A 2,099-nucleotide genomic window follows, 5' to 3' on the forward strand; every position below is an offset into this window, starting at 1 on the left:
CGGGATCGAGAGAATTTATGTCACCGAAAGCCTGTATGATGAATTTGTCGAAAAGGCAGTAAATATTGTAAACGGCTATAAGCTGGGCAATCCACTAGATGCGGACACAACATTGGGGCCAATGGCACAGGCGCGCTTTGCCGATGAGGTGCGCGCGCAAACAGCCGAGGCGATAAATGCCGGTGCCAAAGCCTTGATCGATCCAACGTTGTTTCCAGAGGATGATGGCGCCTATCTGATGCCGCAAATTCTAGTTGATGTTGACCATTCGATGCGGGTGATGCGAGAGGAATCTTTTGGTCCGGTTGTGGGAATCATGAAGGTGAAAGACGATGATGAGGCTGTGCGACTGATGAATGACAGTGATTTTGGTCTGACCGCGTCTTTATGGACAAATGATATGACGCGCGCGACGGCGATTGCTGATCTGATTGAAACCGGCACCGTTTTTGTCAATCGTTGTGACTATCTTGATCCGGCCTTATGCTGGACAGGTTGCAAGGATACAGGGCGCGGTGGCGGCCTATCCGAAATTGGCTATCATAATGTGACAAGGCCAAAATCTTTTCATTTTAAAAAGGCATTATAATGACTGTGACAGCTAACTGGTCCTATCCCACCGCAATCCGTTTTGGCGCTGGCCGTATTACTGAAATTGCCGATGCTTGTGCCGTAACAGGTATGAAAAAGCCGCTTCTGGTGACGGATAAAATGCTGGCCAGCCTGCCGATTACAACTGCGACGCTCGATTTGATGGAAGCGGCTGGTCTGGGTAAGGGGCTGTTTAGCGAGGTTGATCCGAACCCGACGGAAGGTAATGTCAATGATGGTATTGCCGCATATCGCGCGGGCGGGCATGACGGGGTTATCGCCTTTGGTGGTGGTTCGGGGCTTGACCTTGGCAAGGTGATCGCCTTTATGGTGGGACAGACACGCCCGTTATGGGATTTTGAAGATGTAGGCGATTGGTGGACGCGCGCCGATGCCGATGCGATTGCGCCGATTATTGCGGTGCCAACAACGGCTGGGACTGGGTCTGAAGTGGGGCGCGCTTCGGTTATTACAAATGCGCAAACGCATGAAAAGAAGATCATTTTTCATCCGAAAATCTTGCCTGCCGTGGTGATTGCCGATCCCGAACTGACAGTGGGTATGCCCGGTTTTGTAACGGCTGGCACCGGCATGGACGCACTATCGCATTGTCTTGAGGCTTATTGCTCGCCGCATTACCATCCGATGAGCCAAGGCATTGCGCTTGAGGGGATGCGGCTGGTCAAGGACAATCTACTGATCGCCTTTCATGACGGTGGCAATCTGGCCGCGCGCGGTGAGATGATGAGCGCCGCGATGATGGGCGCGACAGCCTTTCAAAAGGGGCTGGGGGCGATGCATGCGCTGGCGCACCCGCTAGGCGCGGTGCATAATACGCATCATGGCACGACCAATGCCGTGGTCATGCAGGCGGTGTTGCGCTTTAACCGCCCAGCTATTGAAGACAAGATCGAGATGGCCGCCCGCTATATGGGTATTGAAGGCGGCTTTGACGGGTTTCATGATTTTGTCAGCATGATGAACCGCACGCTGGGCATTCCGGAAAATCTGACCGCGCTGGGCGTGCATGATCCCGATATTGATAGTCTGGTTGCCTCGGCACTGGCTGACCCAAGCGTGGGCGGTAATCCGGTCGAGATGACAGCGGACAACACCCGCGCGCTATTGGAAAGCTGTCTGTAGGAAGTAAATGCTCTTTAGTTAACGTGTTGTTAAGTTCAGGGTTTGGTTAATAACCTAATCGGATTTTAAAGTCCTAATGACATGATTTTGATGTTGTGATGAATGCTAATATGCTTATCAACGTTGTTTAGCCAAAGATTCGACTAGTTTTGGAGAACATCCCGCAACAGTTTTACTTTTGGCAAATATGGCTTCATTGAGGTGACGTACAAGTCGTTGTTCTCGAATTTCAACGATATTTTCTGTATTTTTCCGAAAACCTGGGCTTACAGCAACGTCACTGGCTACCGGTAACCACCACTCAACCCAGTGACTTTTTAGATTGTTCCAGTTACCATTACCAGCATTGCATCTGACCGAAGCGC

3 protein-coding genes are annotated in these 2,099 nt (G+C 51.2%); 2 read left to right on the plus strand and 1 reads right to left on the minus strand.

The features are described 5' to 3' along the window. Both ABNT28_RS10910 and ABNT28_RS10915 read left to right on the plus strand, forming a co-directional pair. Positions 1-589 (plus strand): aldehyde dehydrogenase family protein (locus ABNT28_RS10910; RefSeq protein ID WP_348721612.1); only part of this gene is annotated, 589 nt, incomplete at its 5' end. Continuing rightward, positions 589-1,734: an iron-containing alcohol dehydrogenase gene (locus ABNT28_RS10915; protein WP_348721613.1), complete on the plus strand. Its 1,146-nt coding sequence runs from the start codon at positions 589-591 to the stop codon at positions 1,732-1,734. The genes ABNT28_RS10910 and ABNT28_RS10915, both read left to right, overlap by 1 nt. Positions 1,735-1,851: 117 nt before the next feature. Here ABNT28_RS10915 and ABNT28_RS10920 read toward each other — a convergent pair. Next, positions 1,852-2,099: hypothetical protein (locus ABNT28_RS10920; RefSeq protein ID WP_348721614.1), on the minus strand; the 248-nt coding region annotated here is incomplete at its 5' end.

It is taken from the genome of uncultured Candidatus Puniceispirillum sp. (assembly GCF_963979125.1).
GTDB lineage: Bacteria > Pseudomonadota > Alphaproteobacteria > Puniceispirillales > Puniceispirillaceae > Puniceispirillum.